Genomic DNA, 18,996 nt, shown 5'->3' on the forward strand with positions numbered 1-18,996 from the left:
CTGTTCCTTAATGGGCAGGATTCAATTCATCCAGACGCTGTTGTGCTTGTGCGTGATCGAAACCGGAATGGCCGGAAACGTCGAGCTGCAACGCCTGTTGGTAATACTGCGCAGCGAGTTTGCGTTTCCCGAGATGGTCCAGGCTTACCGCCAGATTGAAGGTGAACTGTGCGTTGGTCGGCTCCAGCGTGTGTGCGTTGAAGTAATACTGTTGCGCATCGCCCCAGCTCGATATATCAGCGTAATAGTTGCCGAGAGAGAAATTCAAAGTGCCGGAACGAGGCTGCTCGGCCAGCAACGACTTGAGGCGACTTTCCGTATTGCCTGCATCGGGCGCGTATGCCATCAACGCCGATTCAGCTATCGGATCCTTGGGGTCGAGCACCAGCAATTGGCGGTAATAATGCTGTGCTGCGTCCTCCTGGCCCTGTTGCTGGGCGATCGCAGCCAGGCCAAGCAGGGCGTCGCGATTGCGTGCATCCTTGGCCAACACTTCGCGATAAGCCTGTGTCGCAGTGGTGTAGTCCCCGCGCTGATAGGCCTGATACGCGCCGAGCAGGGCTGGTGTGACGCTATCCGTCTCCACCTTGCGTTTGACGGAGATACCTGTCGACTGTGCTCTGCTGTAATGGCGTTCTGCTGTCCTGTTGCGCGGCGTGTCGAAGTCGTCGTTGCGCGCGGTGACCGCGGGTTGTTCCGGCTGCGCAGGAGCTGCTTTTTCCGGTTGCGGCGGGGCGGGCTGTTCTTGTGGCGGCATGAACGGAACCAACGCAGGTGCGGCAGCTGCGACCGGTGCGACGGGAGCAGGCGGCGGGGCAATTCGTTGGGCGACCTTGGGCGGGGCAGGTGGTTGTATCTGCAACCAGACGTAATAACCATAGCCCGAGCCGAACACAAGGGCGATCAATAAGGTCGTGGGAACCAGCCCCAGATTCCAGCGGAAGCCGCCGGACGACTTTTTCTTTTTGGCAGCAAACATGGTTTCACCTGCAGCACGGTTCGATGAGCTCGTCGACGCGGAAGAGGATGACGCAGCAGTCCGTGAAGGAGCAGGGTCTTCCAGCGTCAGGTTGGACAGTCCGGTTCCCTGTTTATCGCCAGACTTCTTGAGTGCATCGAGTAGCAGGCTCATGGTGTCGTCTTCTCGCTTTCAGGCTTGAGGAAGTCAGTCCCCGGCAAGTTGCTGCGGAAGGAGTTGAAATCGCCGTCAAGGCTTGCATCCTTGATGATGACGGGGCGCAGGAAGATGACCAGCTCGGTCTTGGTCTTGGTGTCATTGCGGTTCTTGAACAGGCTGCCGATGCCGGGAATCTCGTCCAGCAGCGGAACGCCGTCAGATTGATTGTTGATCTCGTCTTGCATCAGACCGCCCAAAACGGCGATCTGTCCGCTGCTCACACGAATGATGGATTCCATTTCGCGGGTCCGGATCTCCGGAACCCTGTTCACGATGGCCGCGACCGCGCAGCTAGTCACGCCGGTGCCGCACGGGTTGGCCAGATTCGGGTTGGGGTCGTTCACGTAGTCGATGATGCGCGTGATCGTCGGACGGACATTGATGGTCACATAATCGGAATCGTTGATCTCGGGGGTCACGTTCATGGTGAAGCCGACCGCGACCGGCACTGCTGTGGTCGAGAAAGTGGGCGGCGTAACGATCGTTCCGTTGGTGGAGCCTGGGGTGACTGTGATCGTGAAGTAAACCTTGTTATCCACCACCTTGAGAGTGGCGGTCTGGTTGTTCATCACGCTCAGCTTGGGGCTGGACAGAACTTTCACATCGCCGAAGGAGTCAAGCAACTGAACCGCGCCGCTTAAATTTCCAACCTTGGAGGTGGCATTGTTGTATGCGAGCGTGACCATGCTGCCGGTATTGGAGGAAGGGAGGCCGGCGGTTGCCAGCTGCGTCAGGGAAAAGCCCTTTCCGCCCAAAGCCAGCGCAGACCAGTTGATGCCTTGCTGATAATTCCTGCTGAGTGTGACTTCGGCGATGGTCGCCTCGATCAGTACCTGGCGGCGTGCCGCCGTCATGACCTTGTCGATGAATTCCTGGATCTTTTTGTGCTGGCGGGCCGTGGCACGCACGATCAGCACGCCGGTTTCCTTGTTGGCATTGACGTTGACGGCAGGCTCGTATTTTCCTGTCTGTTGCACGGTAGAGGCCTGGCTTGAAACGTCTTCGTTGCCGCTTCCGGTCGCGCCGCCGCCCGTTTTGCTGGATTGCCCTTTGCCGCCACCCGAACCTGATGCGATGCTGCTGCTTGCGGATGCGCTTCCCGTTCCTCGCGCCGCGGCGGCAATTTCATTGCGCAGTTCGGTTCGTTCCGTATATCTTATCCGGTCGTCGTCCGCGAGGATGGCCTTGACGTTGTCAATCAGGCTGTTCATCAGGTCGTTCTTGGTATCGCTGGTTATGGAGGTCGAGGCGGTGTTTCCGCCTGCCGCGCTTCCGGTTGCCCCGGCCGCTCCCGTTGCCCCACCTATCTGGCTGCTGGTGAATATCTTGCTATTCACCGTGCGCGACATATTGATGAAATCGATCTTGTATGTCTTCAGGAAAGGCTTGTCCGCTTCCACGAACAGGTTGCCGTTTTCGATCGTATAGCGCATATCGACTTGCTTCGAGATTCGATCCAGGATCTGTGGCAAGGTCTGGTCGATGGCGTTGAGCGTGACGATACCTTCGATCCCCGGGCCGATGTCGATGTTGATCTTGGCATCGCGAGCCAGCGCGAACAGTATTTCCCGCGCCGGGACACTGGTGACGACCACGCTGTAGGTTTCGACTTTTGCTGCAGGTTTCGGAGGGGGAAGGACGACGGAGAGTTTGCTGGGTTCGGGGATGTTGCCTGCTACGATGGGGGCCGAGCTACTCTGCTGGATATGCTGGTCGGACATTGTGAACGACTTGTCAGTTTGGCATGCGACGAGCGAGATGCTTGCCAGACACAGTAGTACGCGCGTGAACTTCATTTTGTTGTTCTCCCCCTTGACGTGGCGCAAAGTAACATCATTTCCCGAGTAGGGCAATATGTCATTTGGTCTATATACAATCGCTTAGGGCGGATTCTGCGAGCCATCTAGCATGAATAAAGTCGGGGCAAAAGCCTCTTTATAGCGCTCCGGAAGGTTTTCCATGCCCGCACGGGCCTCGTCGTTGCTGGCATAGAGCCCATATAACACGCGGTATCCGTCCTTGCCGTTCAATTTGATCGGCACGATGTATAGATCGGCAAGTACGCCCAATTTTTTAGCCCGCATCAGGAAGCGTTCCATCCGCTCTGGGCGAACGTCGTCGGTATAAAACAGCTGGATGCTGACATCGCCGTGCTTGGGGGAGGCCAGCATGCCGTGTGCCGCGTCGATTCGCTGTTGCAGCAACGAAGTCCCCTTGTTCGGTGAAGATGGTTCTGCCTTGGCGGACTCGCGTGTTTTATGCGATGCGGTTTGCTTCCTGGGAGTTGCAGCCGACTCGGCAGGCAGGGTCAGTGTCTTGTCGAGAGGCAGCAGCGTGAGGTTGGAGGTGTCGGTGACCGCTGAGGCCGCTTCGCTTTCGGGCGGCGCAGCCACCGATGAGCTCGCAGCCAGGGAAGCGGGGGCTGCTACCGATGATGAGGCTGCCACTGACTGGGGCGGTGTGCCCTCTATGGTGATGGGCAGTGTTGGCGTTGCCCGTTGTATTTCGGTTTCGCCCAGGTGCCTGGAGTTCTGCCCCACGAACCAGCCTGCGCCTGCCAGTGTGGCGGCGAACAGGGTGATGCCGCCCACCATGGAGATGATCTTGCGGTTGAGCCAGTTGCGCATGGGCACCATCTCGCTGTCGCGGATGGCGGCCTGGACATGGCGCACCTCGATCTTGTGCGTGTTCTCCACGAAGGCGGCGAGCAATGCCTTGTCGGCGAGGATGTTGACGCGGCGCATCAAACCTTGCGAAGCCTTGCCGATGAGCAGCACGGAGGCAGGGGAGAAGATGTCGGGACCTTTGTATCCGGCCGCGCGCATGCGGAACATCAGGTAGTCGTCGATCACTTTGCGCGAGATCGGCAGGATGCTGAAGTGGTGCACGATGCGGTCCTTCAGCTGGCGCATGTTGCTCTGGTCCAGTTTCTGGTCCAGTTCGGGTTGTCCGAACAATACGATCTGAATCAGCTTGTGCTTGCCGACCTGCAGGTTGTAGAGCAGGCGCAGCTCTTCCAGGGTGTCCAGCGGCATGGCATGCGCCTCATCCACCAGGACCACGCAGCGCTCGCCGCGCTCGTACATGGCTTCGAGCTGATTTTGCAGGGTCTGCAGGATGACGTTGACGCGCTTTCCTTCGAGGCTGAGGTCGAGGCGGTCGGCGATGGCATACAGCAGCTCGTCCCGCGACATGCTCGGGTTGGCGAGATAGATGGCCTTGATGTTGGATGGAAGCCGATCCAGCAGCATGCGGCATAGCATGGTCTTGCCGCTGCCTACTTCGCCGCTGATCTTGACGATGCCTTCGCCATCCGTGATGGCGTAGATGAGTGCGTCGAGGATCTCGCCGCGGTTGGCGCCGGAGAAAAAGAATTCGGTGACGGGTGTGATCTTGAAGGGCGGTTCGGTCAAGCCGAAATGTTCCAGATACATCTTGTTGTCCCCTTTATTGTACTTTCTGCGCTTTGTGTTTTTGTATCGCTTCCATGCGGCTGTAAAGCGTGGTTCGAGCGATTCCCAACAGTTTGGCGGCTTCGCTGACGTTGCCGTGCGCGAGTTCCATGGCGGTGTCGATGTAGCGGGCAGTATAGCCCATCAACATGTCGTCCAGATCGAATCCGCCCTGCAGCAGGATCTGCCGCACTTCGCTGGACGGATCGGTTTGCGTACTTCCGGTTGTCTCGGGTTGCGGGTCGAATTCGGATTCCAGTTGACGCACGTTGACCTCGGCACCAGGGTACTTGGTGGTCAACCGGATGACGATGTTGCGCAATTCGCGGGTGTTTCCGGGGAAGGAATAACGTTTCCAGGCTTCCAGCGCGGCGGGATCGAGCTTGAATGCCGGGCGTTGTGCTTGCGAGGCATAGAACCCCTGGAAATGTTCCAGCAGCAGTAGTTTGTCCTCGCCCAGGTTGCGCAGCGGCGGAACCTGGATCGTAAAGATGCTCAGTCGATGAAAGAGGTCGTTGCGGAAGGCTCCGTTGCGCACGGCCAACTTAAGGTCGCGGTTGGTGGCGGCAATGATGCGGGCATTGCTCTTGCGCGTGGTCGCTTCGCCGACGCGCTGGTATTCGCCGTTCTCCAGCACGCGCAGCAATTTGGCCTGCAGTTCCTGCGGCATTTCGCCAATCTCGTCGAGGAACAGCGTACCGTTCTCGGCCCTCTCGAAAAAGCCGCTTTGCGCGTTGGTCGCGCCGGTGAAGGCGCCTTTTGCATGGCCGAACAAGGTCGATTCCAGCAGGTTGGGCGATATGGCTGCACAATTGAGAATGACATATGAGGCATCGGGTTTGCCGCTCAGGCGTTGCAACGCCGCGGCAACCAATTCTTTGCCGCTGCCAGACTCGCCCTCGATCAGTACCGGATAGGGTGTCTGGGCATACAGTTCGATCTGGCTGCGCATCGCCTGGATGGGCTGGCTGTTGCCGATGATGCCGAACAGGGATTTGCTGTCTGCAAGTTCGGTCTGTTCGCTTTGCTGTATGCGCAGGGCGTCGCGCAGCAGGGCGCGCAATGTCTCCGGCCCGCAGGGTTTGGCAACGAACTCGAAGGCGCCAAGGGTGCGCGCATGCCGTGCATTGCTTTCCTCGTTTTGTCCCGATAGCGTGATGACCTTGATGTTTGGTGAATGCGCCAGCAGTTCGGTGATCAGGCGGAATCCTTCTTCCGGCCGGTGCGGCGTGGGCGGCAGGCCAAGGTCGACCAGCGCCAGTTGCGGCGGGCTCGCCATGTCGCGCAACAGGCGAATTGCCTGCGGGCGGTCTTCGGCAAGATGGATGTCGAATTCGTCGGCCAAAATGAGCCGCAGGGAATCTCGGATGAGCGGATCGTCATCAACGATGAGCAAAGCTGGGAGTGTCACGTTGTTGTCCTGAAATATAACCATGGTGATATCGAGTGTCGCGCGCAGGATAGCCCGCATTCGCGCCAAGCTCAAGTTAGGCTTGTTTCCAAGTTGCGGCGGCGTGGTTTAGAATGCGCCCCTCTGCAACAAGCGAAGGTTCTTAAGTGTCCGCACCTCTGGTAGAAGTCCGCGACGTCAATTTCGCCTACGACAGCCGTCCTATCCTGAAGGGAATCAATATGTCCTTTCCGAAAGGCAAGCTGATCGCCATCATGGGCCTGAGCGGTTGCGGCAAGACGACCATCTTGCGCCATATCGGCGGGGTGCTGAAGCCGACTCAAGGGTACGTGAAGGTGGACGGACAGGTGATCAGCGAGCTGGATCAGCAGGGGTTGTATGCGATGCGCCGCAAGATGGGGATGCTGTTCCAGTTCGGTGCGCTGTTCACCGACATGACGGTGTTCGATAACGTGGCATTCCAGATGCGCGAACACACAGACCTGCCGGAGGAGATCATCCGCGACCTGGTGATGATGAAGTTGCACGCGGTGGGGCTGTATGGCACGCAGGATCTGATGCCCGGCGAGCTTTCCGGCGGCATGGCACGGCGCGTGGCGCTGGCGCGCACGATCGCGCTGGACCCGATGTTGATCATGTACGACGAGCCGTTCGCCGGCCTGGACCCGATCTCGCTGACGGTGGTGGGCGAGCTGATCCGCAAGCTGAACGAAGCGCTGGGGGCGACTTCCATTATAGTTACGCACGATGTGCAGGAGTCGCTGAAGATCGTGGACTACGTCTATTTTGTGGCGGACGGAGCCATCATCGCGGAAGGTTCGGCGGACGATATTCGCGCTTCCGGTGAGGCATTCGTCAAGCAGTTCGTGCATGGCGAGATGGACGGTCCTCTCCCGTTCCATTATCCCGGCAATGATTTCAACACCGATCTGGGGGTACACGCCTGATGGCAATAGTGAGCGGTTTACGGGGTATCGGAAAACGCGTGGTGAATGCCATCTGGCGCACCGGTTATGGCGCGCGTTTCTTCCTGATGACGTTGCTTTATTCAGGCATGAGTTTCAAGCGCTTTCGTCTCACGGTGCGCGAGATATTCTTTTCCGGCGTGATGTCGCTGATCATCATTCTGGTGGCAGGCATGTTCGTCGGCATGGTGTTGGGTCTGCAGGGATACGAAACGCTCAAGCGCTACGGCTCGGAATCGGCACTGGGTTCGCTGGTGGCGTTGAGTCTGGTACGCGAATTAGGGCCGGTGCTGGCCGCACTGTTGTTCGCCAGCCGCGCCGGATCGGCGATGACCGCCGAGATCGGCCTGATGAAGGCCACCGAGCAGATCTCCGCGATGGAGTTGATGGCGGTCAATCCCATCGCACGCGTGGTGGCACCGCGTTTCTGGGCGGGGGTGATCTCCATGCCGTTGCTGGCGGCATTATTCTCGGCAATGGGCGTGTTTGGCGGCTACGTGGTCGGCGTGGTGAATATCGGAGTGGACGAAGGTTCGTTCTGGTCGCAGATGCAAGCGTCGGTGGATTTTCAGCATGACATACTGAACGGCGTGATCAAGAGTCTGGTATTCGGATTGGCCGTCACGGCCATCGCCCTGTTCGAAGGTTACGATGCACCGCCCACGGCTGAGGGTGTGTCAGGTGCGACTACGCGTACAGTGGTGGAGTCCTCGCTGGCGATATTGATGCTGGATTTCATTTTGACCGCATTCATGTTTCAAGGAGCTTAGGGTTATGGAACGTACGACATTGGATCTATGGGTAGGCGTTTTTGTGGTGGCAGGCATCGCGGCGCTGGTGGTGCTGGCACTCAAGGTGGGGAACCTGAGTACCTACAACGTGTCGGAGTCGTATCAGTTGCAGGCTCATTTCACCAATGTCGGCGGTTTGAAGCCCACCGCTTCGGTGCGCAGCGCCGGCGTACTGGTGGGGCGGGTGACCAGCATCGTGCTGGACACCAATAGCTACGAAGCCAGGGTGACCATGAGCATCGACAAGCGTTACCAGTTCCCCAAGGATACTTTTGCCAATATCCTGACTTCGGGTTTGCTGGGCGAGCAATACATCGGTCTGGTTCCGGGCGGGGACGACAAGATGTTGCAGAATGGCGAAGAGTTCAAGAAGACGCAGTCCGCAGTTGTGCTGGAGGACTTGATCGGCAAGTTCCTGTACAACAGCTCCAGTTCCAAGAATTAGGCCATAGAACGAAAAGAGAAAGCGATGAAGAAGATACTAGTGCTGCTGTCCGGTGTGATATTGCTGAACCTGTCGCTTGGCGCTCGAGCCGATGTGCCCGATCCGGATGCGCTCATCAGGAATACCGTGGATGAGGTGCTGAATATCGTGCGCAAAGACAAGGATCTGCGCTCCGGCAACCAGAAGAAGATGCTGGAACTGGTGGATGCGAAAGTCCTGCCGCATTTCAATTTCGAGCATATGACGAAACTTGCGGTGGGCAGAGCATGGCGCACAGCGACACCTGAACAGAAGAAGGCGCTGATGAACGAGTTTCGTATCATGCTGGTGCGCACTTATACCAAGGCATTCACTTCATATCGCGACCAGGTCGTCGAGATCAAGCCATTCAAGCTGGAGAGCGGCGCGACCGATGTGACTGTCAAGACTTCCATCGTCAAGCCGGGTTCGCAACAGCCGATACTGGTGGATTACGACATGGAAAAAAGTCCGGATGGCTGGAAAGTATATGACTTGACGGTAGAGGGGGTGAGCCTGGTGACCAGTTATCGTGGCACGTTCGCCGACCAGATCCAGCAAGTAGGTATCGACGGCCTGATCAAGACTCTGGTGGAAAAGAATCAATCTGCCGCGAACAATGCCGCTCTGGCTGAAAAATCGGGGTCCAAGTGATCCGGCGCGACGGTAATTGTCTGCGGGTTTCCGGTTCTCTGACCATGGCTACCATAGGCGCTTCGTTTGCCGAGGCCATGCAGCCTCTGGAGGGGAAAGACTGGACGGTCGATCTGGCGCAAGTTGAGGCAGCAGATTCTGCAGCGGTGGGTTTGCTGCTGGGCTGGTTGCGCAACGCCCAGCGTCACGAGGCTAAACTGGTCTTCGTCAACGTTCCGGACAATCTGCGCAGTCTTGCCGACCTCTACGGGGTGGCCGACGCGCTGCCATTGAGTCACTCATCATAACAAGCGCTGCAGCAGCGGCGAGAAGACTTCCAAATGCAAAAACTAGCCATTCAAGGCGGCACACCTTTACGCGGCGATGTGCGCATCTCCGGTGCAAAGAATGCGGCACTGCCCATCATGTGCGCCAGCCTGCTGACCGCAGACACCTTGCGCCTGACCAATCTGCCCGATCTGCACGATGTCGGCACCATGCGCAAATTGTTGCAGCAGATGGGGATCGCGGCCGAGTCCGCAACGAACGAGATCGCCTTCACCGGCGACAAGGTCGACAACTGGGAAGCACCGTATGACATGGTGAAGACCATGCGCGCGGCCATCCTCGTGCTGGGGCCGCTGGTGGCGCGCTTCGGCGACGCCAAGGTTTCCCTGCCCGGCGGTTGTGCCATCGGTTCGCGTCCGGTCGATCTGCACATCAAGGGATTGCAGGCGATGGGCGCAGAAATTGCCATCGAGCATGGCTATATCCATGCCAAGGCGGCGCGGCTCAAAGGTGCGCGCATCTTCTTCGATATCGTCAGCGTCACCGGCACCGAGAATCTGATGATGGCGGCAGCGCTGGCGGACGGCGTGACCGTGCTGGAAAACGCTGCACGCGAGCCTGAAGTGGTGGACCTGGCGAACTGCCTGCGCGCCATGGGCGCACAGATCAGCGGCGACGGTACCGATACGGTCACGATTGTTGGAGTCGAAAAGTTGCATGGGGCAGCGCATCGCATCATGCCGGATCGCATCGAAAGCGGCACCTTTCTGGTGGCGGCGGCAGCCACCGGCGGCAGCATCACCTTGCACGAGACGCGTGCCGATATCCTGGAGACGGTGCTGGAAAAACTGACAGAGGCGGGAGCCCGGATCAAGGTCGCAGGCGACACCATCCGTCTGGAAATGCATGGCCGCCCGAAGGCGGTGAATGTGCGCACCGCGCCGCATCCGGCTTTCCCCACCGACATGCAGGCGCAGTTCATGGCGCTCAATTGCATTGCGGCTGGCAGCGCGATGGTGGTGGAGACCATTTTTGAGAACCGCTTCATGCATGTACAGGAACTGCGCCGTCTCGGTGCGCAGATCGACGTGGAAGGCAACACTGCCGTGGTGCGCGGAGCGGACCGGCTGGAAGGCGCAACGGTGATGGCGACCGACCTGCGCGCTTCGGCCTGCCTGGTCATCGCCGGACTGGTGGCGCAGGGAGAGACCGTCATTGACCGCATCTATCACCTGGACCGCGGTTACGAGCACATCGAAAGCAAACTGGGGCAGCTCGGTGCTAACATTCGCCGGATAAAATAAACGTATTCGGGCGGCACAAGCGCCGCTTGAAATGAATACCCTCTCCCGGCGCTCACGCGCCACCCTCTCTCGCTTGCGGGTGAGGGGGCGGGGGAGAGGGGGAAGAAAGAGAAAATATGATCACCATCGCCTTATCCAAGGGACGCATCTTCGAAGAAACCATGCCGTTGCTGCAGGCAGCTGGCGTCACCGCGCTGGAAGATCCCGAGTCTTCGCGCAAGCTGATCCTGCCGACCAATCGCGACGACGTGCGGCTGATCATCGTGCGCGCATCCGATGTGCCGACCTATGTGCAGTACGGTGCCGCCGATCTCGGCGTAGCGGGCAAGGATGTGCTCAATGAACACGGCGGCGAGGGCTTGTACCAGCCGCTGGACCTCAACATCGCCAAGTGCCGCATGATGGTCGCGGTGCGCAATGACTTCGATTACGAGTCGGCGGTGAAGCAGGGCGCGCGTCTGCGCGTGGCGACCAAGTATGTGAAGACTGCACGCGAACACTTCGCCTCCAAAGGTGTGCACGTCGACCTTATCAAGTTATATGGGTCGATGGAACTGGCGCCGCTGGTCGGCCTGTCCGATGCCATCGTCGACCTGGTGAGCAGCGGTGCCACATTGAAGGCCAACAACCTCAAGGCAGTAGAAGAGATCGCGCCGATTTCTTCGCGTCTGGTGGTGAATCAGGCTTCGTTGAAGCTCAAGCGCGCCACGATTCAGCCGATGCTGGATGCGTTTGCGGGAGCAGTAAAATCATAAACCGTCATTCCGGCCTGCGCCGGAATGACGAACAGACAGGTGGCAAATGAACATTACGAGACTATCCACACAACAAGCCGATTTCGACGCCAAGCTGGGCAAACTGCTGGCCTTTGAAGAGACCGCAGATGAAAAGCTGGAAGCCACAGTCGCCGCCATCATCGCCGATGTAAAAGGTCGCGGCGATGCTGCCGTGCTGGAATACACCCGCAAGTTCGACCGTTTGCCGCTCGCCGATGCGGCTGCGATGGAATTGCCGAAGTCCGAACTGAAAGCGGCTTTCGAGGGGCTGCCTGCCGACCAGAAGAATGCGCTGCAACAAGCGGCGCAGCGCGTGACTTCATATCACAAGAAGCAGGTCCAGGTTTCCTGGAATTACCTTGACGACGACGGCACCATGCTCGGCCAGCAAGTCACGCCGCTGGATCGCGTCGGCCTCTATGTGCCAGGCGGCAAAGCGGCCTATCCATCGTCGGTGCTGATGAATGCCCTGCCTGCCAAAGTGGCGGGTGTCGCCGAGCTCATCATGGTCGTCCCCACACCGGAGGGCGTGAAGAATCCACTGGTGCTGGCGGCGGCCTATCTGTCGGGCGTTGATCGCGTGTTCACCATCGGCGGCGCACAGGCGGTGGCGGCGCTTGCCTACGGTACGGAGACCATACCCAAAGTGGACAAGGTCGTTGGCCCGGGCAACGCCTACGTCGCCTCCGCCAAGCGTCGCGTGTTCGGCGTGTGCGGCATCGACATGATCGCCGGGCCTTCCGAGATATTGGTCATCTGCGACGGCAAGACCGATCCGGACTGGGTGGCGATGGACCTGTTCTCGCAGGCCGAGCACGACGAGTTGGCGCAGGCCATTTTGCTCTCGCCGGATGCCGCTTTCATCGAGGCTGTGGCATCGAGTGCCAACAAACTGCTGGAACGGATGCCGCGCAAGGACATCATCAAGACTGCGCTGGAGAATCGCGGTGCGCTGATCCACGTCGCCGATATGGACGAAGCCTGCCGCATCAGCAACCGCATCGCACCCGAACATCTGGAACTGTCCGTTGGCGACCCGCAGACCTGGCTGCCCAAGCTCAAGCACGCCGGCGCCATCTTCATGGGCCGCTATACATCGGAATCGCTGGGCGATTACTGCGCCGGCCCCAATCACGTCCTGCCTACCTCGGGCACGGCACGGTTTTCCTCGCCATTGGGCGTGTACGACTTCCAGAAACGCAGCAGCCTGATCCAGGTTTCGCCCAAAGGTGCCCAAAAATTAGGCGAAATTGCCTCTGTATTGGCTTTTGGCGAGGGTTTGCAGGCGCATGCCCAATCCGCGCTCTACCGGAAGGGGCAGTGAAATTTGGGTTGTGTCTTTGCGGGCGTTTATGTAGAATCGCGCCTCTTTGAAAAACTGGTTGGGGAAATTGTCATGGCACGCGTCTGTCAAGTAACTGGGAAAAAGCCCATGGTGGGCAACAACATCTCCCACGCGAACAATAAAACCAAGCGCCGTTTCTTGCCGAATCTGCAACGCCGCCGCTTGTGGGTAGAATCTGAGAATCGTTGGGTGTCTTTGCGCCTGACCAATGCCGCATTGCGCACCATCGACAAGAACGGCATCGACGCCGTCCTGTTCGAGATGCGTGCCCGCGGCGAGAAGGTATAAAGGAGAACGACTGTGGCAAAAGGCGCACGCGAAAAGATCAAGCTGGAATCCTCCGCAGGTACGGGGCACTTCTATACCACCAACAAGAACAAGCGCACCACCCCGGAAAAACTCGAATTCATGAAGTTCGACCCGGTGGCGCGCAAGCATGTCGCATACAAGGAAACGAAGTTGAAGTGATTCGGCAGGACAACGATATGCAAAAGAAAGCCCGCAGAAATGCGGGCTTTTTTGTTGTGGTCACTCGCTGCGGGGATGAGGCTTCGGCTTATTGAAAGAATCGATGAATTGCTGCCTGATGGCATTCAGGTAACCCTTGCTGCAAGTGCCCTGATACTCCAGCCAGTGAACGGTGTTGTTGGTGAGGACGATGCTGCCAGAGATGATCACGCTGCCTGCCGAAACGGTCAGCATCACAGCGAGACATTCGTTATAGCTTCCGCAGTTCGGATTGATTTGAACCGTCTTGAGCGACATGCTTTTTGTGTAGGTCCTGCAGGAAGAGGGGGAGGCCTCTTCCTGATCCACTACCGGTACGGCAACACAGGCCGACAGGGAAATTGCCAGAAGGATGACGGAGAGTGTTTCCGGTATCCTCATCTGGCTCTGGCTGCGGTCACTGCTGAGCCCAGATCTGCGCCTCGCTGTAATCGTTGAACACCCGGATATCGGCATCGACGAACAGGCGCGATAGCCATGCCTGCCAGGTGAGCCACTGGTTGTCGGTGACGACGGCGATCCTGTTGAAATCGTGGTTATGTTCGCGACGGAAGAATTTGATCTCCTCCCATGCGACATCCGGCGTGTAGGCGAGCATGCCGCGCAGGTCGAACAGCAGGTTGATCTTGCCGGGCGCCTTGAGTTTGTACAGCGCGTGTTCCTCGAACTGCTTGAAGTCGGCGATCGTGAATTCGCCCATGACGGCGATATTGACCAGGTTGTTCTTTTCTTCGATGGTGATCATTTTATTGCCCCTGCATTGGTTGGTGCCAGACGCAAGCTTAACATGCCGCTGGCGATGATGAGTGCGATGCCGAGCCACGCGCTCAAACTCAGCAGTTCGTGCCAGAACAGCAAGCCGAACAATGCCGAGAATACGATGGTGCTATAGGCCAGACTGCCTACCACCAAAGCCTGGCCGGTGCGATGGGCACGGGTCAGGGCAAGTTGCGCGAAAGTGGCTGCAGCGCCGATGCCGACAAGCAATGGCAGGTCGTTCAGGGAGATTGCATGCAGCTGGTCTTGCAGCATCCAGGCACCGCTGGCGAGGGTGGCAATCAGGTTGAAATAGAACACTACGCGCATGCCGGGCTCGCCCAGCGCACCCAGTTGACGCACATTGAGCAAGGCCACTGCGGCAAGCAGGCCCGAGAGCAGGCCCAGCAAACCGTCCAATAAGCGATCATGCTCGAACGTCGGGTGCAACAGCAGCACCACGCCGGCAAAGCCGACAGCCAGGGCGCTGCTCAGGGGTGCGTGGAACGCCTCCTTCAGCACCAGTAAGGTCAATGCGGAAAGGAACAGGGAGGAGGTGTAGTTGAGCGTGATCGCGGTCGCCAGCGGCAGGGTGCCGATGCAATAGAAGAACAGCATCATGGCGACCGTGCCGGACAGTCCGCGCCAGAGGTGGCTGCGCCAGTGGCGCGTGGCTAGCACGACCTTTGCGCGGTGCAGCATCGCATACACGATGAGCAGGCCAAAGAAAGAGCGGTAGAACACCAGTTCGCTGGCGGAGAAATGCGACGAGCCGTATTTGACCAGCACACCCATGCAGGCGAACAGCAGGCCGGCTACCAGCATCCACAAAGCGCCCACGGGAACTTACTTCAGGTGCGGTTCGATGTTGCGGCGCAGGAACTCGTGGAAGTGCAGCATGCCGTCCTCGGTTGGCGACTGGTACGGGCCGACTTCTTCGATGCCCTGCCTGTACAAGGCCCGGCGGCCCTGATGCATGCGCAGGCAGATGATGTCGTCCTCCACTGCCGTTTCGCGGTAAGCCTTCTTTTCGGCCTCGATGTAGTCGCGCTCGAACAGCACGATGTCTTCGGGATAATAGAACTCGACGATATTGGTGCAGGCATCCGTGCCGCGCGGTACCACAGTGCTTACCACCAGCGTGTTCGGATACCACTCGACCGTGATGTTGGGGTAGTAGGTCAGCCAGATCGCGCCGTATCGCGGGAGCTTGCCATTGTTGTAGCGCATCACCTGCGCCGCCCACTTTTCGTAGACCGGGCTGCCCGCCTTGCGTTGCAGGTTATTGATACCCACAGTCTGTACGCTGAAGTGTTCGCCGAAGGTCCACTTGAGGTCGTCGCAATTGACCATCTGTCCCAAACCCGGATGGAATGGCACGACGTGATAGTCTTCCTGATAGACCTCGATGAAGGTCTTCCAGTTGAAGTCGTATTCGTCCACTTCAACGCGATCCAGCATGTAGCCGGAGAAATCGATCTCATCGAATTCGGGCATGCCCGCCAGATCCCTGGCGATGTCGCGCTGTCCCGCGAACAACAGGCCTTTCCAGTTCTGCAGCGGTGTCTTGTTCAGGTGCAGGCAGGGATTGTTGGGGAAGTGCGGCGCTCCGATCAGCTCGCCGCTGGTCTTGTAAGTCCAGCGATGCAGCGGGCACACGATATTCTTTGCGGTACCGCGGCCTTCCAGCATGGTGGCCTGGCGATGGCGGCAGATATTGGAAAGCAGTTCAACGCCGTTCTCATTGCGTACCAGCATCTTGGCTTTATCCATCCACTCGATCACGTGATAGTCGCCAAGGTTGGGCACCATCAGTTCGTGCCCTACATATTTGGGACCGGCATCGAGCAGCACGCGCTGCTCGATCTCCAGTACTTGCGGATCGAAATACCAGCGCAAAGGCGGTTGTGCGGATACCGGGTTGAATTGCTTGAACTTGGCGACTTCGGACATACCCACTCTTTCTGTGAATACGATTTTCAGGGTCTCGGATTGTCCCCGAAAACAGCAGGTGGGGCAATAAAAATTGGCTCTGCGTCTGGTGCTTAGGTAAAATGCCGCCCTTACGCAAAATTGACGTGCAGGGAATCGAGATGGCGGCAAAGCCCAACAAGATACTGAGTTTCGAAGCCGCACTGGCAGAGCTGGAACAGGTGGTGGCAGACATGGAGTCCGGCAAGCTGGCGCTGGAAGATTCATTGGTTTCCTACAAGCGCGGCGCGGAATTGTTGTCATTCTGCCGTTCCCGTCTGGATGACGCGCAACAGCAGGTGCGTATGCTGGAAGAAGGCTCACTCAAGGATTTCACTGCGTCTGGCGACACGAACGCAGATAGATAATGTCCGATTTCCTGTCCTGGGTTTCCATCCACCAATCCCGTTTTGAAGATGCGGTGGGGCGCTTGCTGCCTCAGACCGATGTTTTGCCGCAACGGTTGCATGCCGCGATGCGCTATAGCGTACTCGAAGGCGGCAAGCGTGTGCGCCCGTTGCTTGCCTATGCGGCAGGCGAACTTGCAGGTGCGCCGATCGAACGCGTCGAGATTGCCGCCGCCGCCGTCGAACTCATTCACGCCTATTCGCTGGTGCATGACGATATGCCTTGCATGGATGACGATGTATTGCGCCGGGGCAAACCGACCTGCCATATCGAATACGATGAAGCTACTGCATTGCTGGTGGGGGATGCGCTGCAAAGCCTGGCGTTCCAGTTGTTGTCCGAGCACCGACTGAGCGACGATCCATCCAGGCAATTGCAGATGGTGAGATTGCTGGCTGCAGCTTCCGGCTCGCGCGGAATGGCGGGCGGACAGGCGATCGACCTCGCAAGCGTGGGAAAACAGCTGGCGATGCCTGAGCTTGAGCAGATGCATATCTACAAGACTGGCGCGCTGATCCGCGCGGCGATCCTGCTTGGTGCGCACTGTGGCAAGCTGGATCAGGCGCAACTCGACAAGCTCGACCGTTACGGCAAATGCATCGGACTGGCGTTCCAGGTGGTGGACGATGTGCTGGACAGCGAGGCCGATACCGCGACCTTGGGCAAGACGGCGGGCAAGGATAAAGACAACGACAAACCCACCTATGTGACTTTGCTCGGCGTGCAAGCAGCAAAGCGGATGGCTGCGACTCTGCATCAGGAAGCACTAGATACCCTGAAAGAGTTTGGCGCATCAGCGCAGCGCCTGCATGATTTGGCCGATTTCATCGTGATGAGAAAATTCTGATGTACCCACTGCTCCATACCATCGACACTCCGGATGATCTGCGCAAACTGGAACGGGCGCAGCTGCCGCAACTGGCGGATGAACTGCGTGCCTTCCTGATCGAATCGGTGAGCAAGACCGGCGGCCATCTGTCCTCGAATCTCGGCACGGTTGAATTGACCATTGCGCTCCATTACATATACGACACGCCGGAGGACCGGCTGGTATGGGATGTCGGCCATCAGACCTATGCCCACAAGATACTCACCGGACGCCGCGCGGCGATGGGCGGTCTGCGCATGGCACACGGCATCTCCGGCTTTCCAAAGCGCAACGAGAGCCGGTATGACGCCTTTGGTACCGGGCATTCCAGCACTTCCATTTCGGCAGCGCTGGGGATGGCGGTGGCAGCCCGGCTGGCGGGCAAGGACAATCGCTCGGTTGCCATCATCGGCGATGGCGCGATGTCGGGGGGCATGGCATTCGAGGCGCTGAATAACGCGGGTGCCATGGATGCCAATCTGCTGGTCATCCTCAACGACAACGACATGTCCATATCGCGCCCGGTCGGCGCGCTCAACAACTATCTGGCGAAATTGATGTCCGGTCGTTTCTATGCGGCGATGCGGCGCGGCAGCGAGAAGATCCTGAAAGGCATGCCACCGGTACTGGAGTTTGCCAAGCGTGCAGAAGAGCACGTCAAGGGCATGGTCACGCCGGGCACGCTGTTCGAAGAGTTCGGCTTCAACTACATCGGTCCGATTGATGGCCACGATCTGGATGTGCTGGTCGAGACTCTGGGCAATATCCGCAAGCTGGAAGGCCCGCAGTTCCTGCACATCGTCACGCAAAAGGGTAAAGGTTACGCCCATGCCGAAGACGATTGCGTGCTGTATCACGGCGTCGGCAAATTCGATCCCAGCCATGGCATCACGGCCAAACCCAGTACCAAGCCCACCTACACACAAGTGTTCGGCGAGTGGTTGTGCGACATGGCGGCACAGGATGCGCGTCTGGTCGGTATTACACCTGCGATGTGCGAGGGTTCCGGCATGGTCGAGTTCGCCGAGAAGTTCCCCCAGCGTTATTTCGATGTCGGCATCGCCGAGCAGCATGCGCTGACCTTTGCTGCAGGCTTGGCCTGCGACGGCTTCAAGCCGGTGGTGGCGATCTACTCGACCTTCCTGCAACGAGGATATGATCAGCTCATTCACGACATCGCCATCCAGAATCTGCCCGTGGTGTTGGCCATCGACCGCGGTGGCCTGGTTGGGGCGGACGGTGCGACCCATGCCGGGAGTTTCGATCTTTCCTATTTGCGTAGTGTGCCCAACATGACAGTGATGGCGCCGGCTGACGAGAAAGAATGCCGGCAGATGCTGAGCACTGCCTTCCACCTCGATACGCCGAGTGCCGTGCGTTATCCGCGCGGTACCGGGCCTGGGGTAATGGTACAGAAGGACTTGCAGGCCATACCTGTGGGCAAAGGCGAAGTGCGCCGGGAAGGTGGCAAGGTTGCCATCCTCGCCTTCGGTTCGATGCTTGCTCCTGCGTTGGAGGCTGCCGGGCAACTCGATGCCACCGTCGCCAACATGCGCTTCGTCAAGCCGCTGGACGAAGAGCTGGTGCTGAAGCTGGCGCGCGAGCATGCGCTACTGGTCACAGTGGAAGAGAACACCCTGCAGGGCGGGGCCGGCAGCGCGGTAGCGGAATGTCTGGCTCGACGCGGTATCGTCGTGCCCATGTTGCATCTGGGCTTGCCGGATGCATTCCTGGAACAGGGCGACCCCGTGCAGATGCTGGCCGATTGCGGCCTGGATGCGAATGGAATCGCACGTTCTATCAGCAAAAAGTTGGCTGGTTGAGATTGTCCGACAAGAACAGTCGGGTAATGGGTATAATTGCCCCAAGACTTTTCTGAAA

21 protein-coding genes are annotated in these 18,996 nt (G+C 58.5%); 13 read left to right on the forward strand and 8 right to left on the reverse strand.

Translation table 11 applies throughout. From position 1 onward, the window contains the following. Window positions 1-7: 7 nt before the first annotated feature. From SLIT_RS15060 to SLIT_RS03425, 4 genes are all read right to left on the reverse strand, one after another. A complete protein-coding gene (locus SLIT_RS15060) occupies window positions 8-1,132 on the reverse strand; it encodes a tetratricopeptide repeat protein (RefSeq protein WP_013028824.1) in 1,125 nt (374 codons plus the stop codon). Continuing rightward, on the reverse strand, window positions 1,129-2,973 hold the full coding sequence (locus SLIT_RS03415) for a type II secretion system protein GspD (protein WP_013028825.1): 1,845 nt from the start codon (window positions 2,971-2,973) through the stop codon (window positions 1,129-1,131). Before SLIT_RS03415 ends, SLIT_RS15060 begins: the two co-directional genes overlap by 4 nt. Before the next feature lie 84 nt (window positions 2,974-3,057). Next, window positions 3,058-4,611 (reverse strand): AAA family ATPase, encoded by a 1,554-nt coding sequence (locus SLIT_RS03420; RefSeq protein WP_013028826.1) that lies wholly within the window; start codon window positions 4,609-4,611, stop codon window positions 3,058-3,060. Window positions 4,612-4,624: 13 nt separating this feature from the next. Further along, window positions 4,625-6,040, reverse strand: a complete 1,416-nt coding sequence (locus SLIT_RS03425) for a sigma-54-dependent transcriptional regulator (protein WP_013028827.1) — start codon at window positions 6,038-6,040, stop codon at window positions 4,625-4,627. Window positions 6,041-6,186: 146 nt separating this feature from the next. Between SLIT_RS03425 and SLIT_RS03430 the strand changes: the two genes are divergently transcribed. The 10 genes from SLIT_RS03430 to rpmG all read left to right on the forward strand — a co-directional run bounded on the left by SLIT_RS03430 (window position 6,187) and on the right by rpmG (window position 13,073). Beyond that, window positions 6,187-6,987, forward strand: coding sequence for an ABC transporter ATP-binding protein (locus SLIT_RS03430; RefSeq protein ID WP_013028828.1), 801 nt, complete (start codon window positions 6,187-6,189; stop codon window positions 6,985-6,987). Continuing rightward, the gene (gene mlaE / locus SLIT_RS03435; RefSeq protein WP_013028829.1) at window positions 6,987-7,775 is read left to right on the forward strand and encodes a lipid asymmetry maintenance ABC transporter permease subunit MlaE; all 789 of its coding nucleotides are present in this window, start codon (window positions 6,987-6,989) and stop codon (window positions 7,773-7,775) included. Before SLIT_RS03430 ends, mlaE begins: the two co-directional genes overlap by 1 nt. A gap of 4 nt (window positions 7,776-7,779) precedes the next feature. Then, window positions 7,780-8,241 (forward strand): outer membrane lipid asymmetry maintenance protein MlaD, encoded by a 462-nt coding sequence (gene mlaD, locus SLIT_RS03440; RefSeq protein WP_013028830.1) that lies wholly within the window; start codon window positions 7,780-7,782, stop codon window positions 8,239-8,241. A gap of 24 nt (window positions 8,242-8,265) precedes the next feature. After that, window positions 8,266-8,913, forward strand: coding sequence for an MlaC/ttg2D family ABC transporter substrate-binding protein (locus SLIT_RS03445; RefSeq protein WP_013028831.1), 648 nt, complete (start codon window positions 8,266-8,268; stop codon window positions 8,911-8,913). After that, window positions 8,910-9,200, forward strand: coding sequence for an STAS domain-containing protein (locus tag SLIT_RS03450; protein ID WP_041420752.1), 291 nt, complete (start codon window positions 8,910-8,912; stop codon window positions 9,198-9,200). Before SLIT_RS03445 ends, SLIT_RS03450 begins: the two co-directional genes overlap by 4 nt. Window positions 9,201-9,233: 33 nt before the next feature. Then, on the forward strand, window positions 9,234-10,484 hold the full coding sequence (gene murA, locus SLIT_RS03455; RefSeq protein ID WP_013028833.1) for a UDP-N-acetylglucosamine 1-carboxyvinyltransferase: 1,251 nt from the start codon (window positions 9,234-9,236) through the stop codon (window positions 10,482-10,484). A gap of 116 nt (window positions 10,485-10,600) precedes the next feature. Continuing rightward, window positions 10,601-11,239: an ATP phosphoribosyltransferase gene (hisG, locus tag SLIT_RS03460; protein ID WP_013028834.1), complete on the forward strand. Its 639-nt coding sequence runs from the start codon at window positions 10,601-10,603 to the stop codon at window positions 11,237-11,239. Between the two features lie 46 nt (window positions 11,240-11,285). After that, on the forward strand, window positions 11,286-12,584 hold the full coding sequence (gene hisD / locus SLIT_RS03465) for a histidinol dehydrogenase (protein WP_013028835.1): 1,299 nt from the start codon (window positions 11,286-11,288) through the stop codon (window positions 12,582-12,584). A gap of 72 nt (window positions 12,585-12,656) precedes the next feature. Further along, window positions 12,657-12,893 carry a 50S ribosomal protein L28 gene (gene rpmB / locus SLIT_RS03470; RefSeq protein ID WP_013028836.1) on the forward strand — a complete coding sequence of 79 codons (237 nt, stop codon included), beginning with the start codon at window positions 12,657-12,659 and terminating at the stop codon, window positions 12,891-12,893. A 12-nt stretch (window positions 12,894-12,905) separates the two neighbouring features. Then, window positions 12,906-13,073: a 50S ribosomal protein L33 gene (rpmG, locus tag SLIT_RS03475; protein ID WP_013028837.1), complete on the forward strand. Its 168-nt coding sequence runs from the start codon at window positions 12,906-12,908 to the stop codon at window positions 13,071-13,073. A 60-nt stretch (window positions 13,074-13,133) separates the two neighbouring features. Here rpmG and SLIT_RS03480 read toward each other — a convergent pair whose 3' ends face one another. Genes SLIT_RS03480 through SLIT_RS03495 form a run of 4 tightly spaced genes read right to left on the reverse strand, consistent with a single transcriptional unit; the run spans window position 13,134 to window position 15,821 of the window. Next, entirely contained in the window at window positions 13,134-13,493 is a 360-nt protein-coding gene (locus SLIT_RS03480; protein WP_013028838.1) for a hypothetical protein, read from the reverse strand. Between the two features lie 16 nt (window positions 13,494-13,509). Then, the gene (locus tag SLIT_RS03485; RefSeq protein WP_013028839.1) at window positions 13,510-13,857 is read right to left on the reverse strand and encodes a SpoIIAA family protein; all 348 of its coding nucleotides are present in this window, start codon (window positions 13,855-13,857) and stop codon (window positions 13,510-13,512) included. Continuing rightward, window positions 13,854-14,693, reverse strand: a complete 840-nt coding sequence (locus SLIT_RS03490) for a DMT family transporter (RefSeq protein ID WP_013028840.1) — start codon at window positions 14,691-14,693, stop codon at window positions 13,854-13,856. Before SLIT_RS03490 ends, SLIT_RS03485 begins: the two co-directional genes overlap by 4 nt. A 21-nt stretch (window positions 14,694-14,714) precedes the next feature. After that, entirely contained in the window at window positions 14,715-15,821 is a 1,107-nt protein-coding gene (locus SLIT_RS03495) for an aromatic ring-hydroxylating oxygenase subunit alpha (protein WP_013028841.1), read from the reverse strand. 101 nt (window positions 15,822-15,922) lie between these two features. On the opposite strand from SLIT_RS03495, the gene SLIT_RS03500 reads away from it, so the two are divergent. The 3 genes from SLIT_RS03500 to dxs are packed head-to-tail and all read left to right on the forward strand — an operon-like array spanning window position 15,923 to window position 18,938. Next, a complete protein-coding gene (locus SLIT_RS03500) occupies window positions 15,923-16,207 on the forward strand; it encodes an exodeoxyribonuclease VII small subunit (protein WP_013028842.1) in 285 nt (94 codons plus the stop codon). Continuing rightward, the gene (locus tag SLIT_RS03505) at window positions 16,207-17,094 is read left to right on the forward strand and encodes a polyprenyl synthetase family protein (RefSeq protein ID WP_013028843.1); all 888 of its coding nucleotides are present in this window, start codon (window positions 16,207-16,209) and stop codon (window positions 17,092-17,094) included. Before SLIT_RS03500 ends, SLIT_RS03505 begins: the two co-directional genes overlap by 1 nt. Next, on the forward strand, window positions 17,094-18,938 hold the full coding sequence (gene dxs / locus SLIT_RS03510) for a 1-deoxy-D-xylulose-5-phosphate synthase (protein ID WP_013028844.1): 1,845 nt from the start codon (window positions 17,094-17,096) through the stop codon (window positions 18,936-18,938). Before SLIT_RS03505 ends, dxs begins: the two co-directional genes overlap by 1 nt. Window positions 18,939-18,996: the final 58 nt, after the last annotated feature.

This window comes from Sideroxydans lithotrophicus ES-1, from assembly GCF_000025705.1.
Lineage (GTDB): Bacteria > Pseudomonadota > Gammaproteobacteria > Burkholderiales > Gallionellaceae > Sideroxyarcus > Sideroxyarcus lithotrophicus.